Origin of the sequence: Streptomyces sp. NPDC101166 (assembly GCF_044768125.1) — a bacterium.
GTDB lineage: Bacteria > Actinomycetota > Actinomycetes > Streptomycetales > Streptomycetaceae > Streptomyces.
On sequence record NZ_JBIWPF010000159.1, the window covers coordinates 1 to 1,308 of the forward strand.

3 protein-coding genes are annotated in these 1,308 nt (G+C 66.5%); 2 read left to right on the plus strand and 1 reads right to left on the minus strand.

The genetic code is table 11. The features are described 5' to 3' along the window. The coding region (locus tag ACIRS4_RS37280; RefSeq protein WP_404204573.1) for a hypothetical protein at nt 1–469 on the minus strand (469 nt) is incomplete at its 3' end. Between the two features lie 138 nt (nt 470–607). Between ACIRS4_RS37280 and ACIRS4_RS37285 the strand changes: the two genes are divergently transcribed. Continuing rightward, nucleotides 608–817 carry a hypothetical protein gene (locus tag ACIRS4_RS37285; RefSeq protein ID WP_357091767.1) on the plus strand — a complete coding sequence of 70 codons (210 nt, stop codon included), beginning with the start codon at nt 608–610 and terminating at the stop codon, nt 815–817. Nucleotides 818–826: 9 nt separating this feature from the next. Continuing rightward, nucleotides 827–1,308, plus strand: a 482-nt coding sequence (locus tag ACIRS4_RS37290; RefSeq protein WP_404204575.1) for a flotillin family protein, incomplete at its 3' end; no start/stop codon positions are given.

Genomic DNA, 1,308 nt, shown 5'->3' on the forward strand with positions numbered 1-1,308 from the left:
CCCAGCTGCCGGGCATGAGGCGCGCGTCCTCGGCCTGCATGGCCAGCAGTTCGGAGTCGGGGCCGCCGATGCACACCATGAAGTGGTCGTTCTCGATGCTCACCGCCGCGAGGCACTCCCCGGTGTCCGGTCCGCTGGTGGTCCCGGCGGGCAGATCGGTCAATTCGGCCGTGAAGACCAGTCCCGGGACCGCGCTGTGCGCCTTCACCTGCCAGATCCCGGCCCACAGCGCGACCGGCGCGCCCCCGTCCCAGGCGGGCATCTCGATGCTCCCGACCAGCAGGTCGACGGTGGCGTCCCGATGCCGCCACCGGTGCAGATGCGACCCGTTCGGCAAGCGCCACAGCGTGTTCGGACCGGTGGGCAGCAGCTCCGACCCGATGGTGACGCCGAACCCCACGATCCCGAGCGGGGTGTCGATCACGGCGGGACGACGGTCTACCTGAGCGAGATGGTCGGTGGGGAGCATGAACCCATCATGCAGGGTCCGTATCGGAGCCCGCTGACCGGTTGCACCCGTTAGTTTTTCGTAAAGGAAATTTCCGGTTGTCCGGCGCGGGATTAGCGTTTGTGGTGTCGAACAGCTGCGGTTCCGGGGGGTGGGTTGATGGCGGCGGACGTGATCGGCAAGTTCGCGCGGGTGACGGCCGCGATCACCCCCGACCACCTCGGCGAGGTGTTGATCGAGGTGCGGGCCGGGTCCGAACGGTTCCTGGCGCGCGCCGCCGACAGCGAGTCGACGATTCCCAAGCACGCTCAGGTGCTCGTGGTCGGCAGTCTGGGTGGCCGGACCGTCGAAGTCGTTCCCGTGAAATGAAGGTGCATCGTGGACATCCTGGTCATTGGTTTGGTCGGGTTGGTGTTCGTTGTTCTGTTGGCCGGAATCGGGTTGCTGCGGCTCGCGTGGCGCGTGGCCGAACCCGATGAGGCGCTGATCATCTCGGGTTTCCGAGCCGGATCGGGGCCGGGCGGGTCGGGAGAGAGTATGGGGTTCCGGATCGTCACCGGGCGCGGGTGCCTGGTCGCGCCGGGGTTGACCAAGGTGCGGCGAATCTCGCTGGAGGCGCACGAATCCCAGATCGTGGTGCCGTGCGTGAGCCGGCAGAAGATCAATCTGCAACTGACCGGTGTGGTCATGTACAAGGTCGGCGACGACTACACCTCGATCGCCAATGCGGCGCGGCGGTTCCTGGACCGGCCCACCGACGAGCTCGAGACCAAGGTGCAGAACGTGTTCATCGGTCATCTGCGCGCCATCGCGGGCTCGATGACCGTGGAGGACATGATCAGTGATCAGGACAAGTTCTC

Coding starts and splice junctions, on each gene's coding strand:
- ACIRS4_RS37285 (WP_357091767.1), top strand. CDS start 608: ATGGCGGCGGACGTGATCGGCAAGTTCGCGCGGGTGACGGCCGCGATC.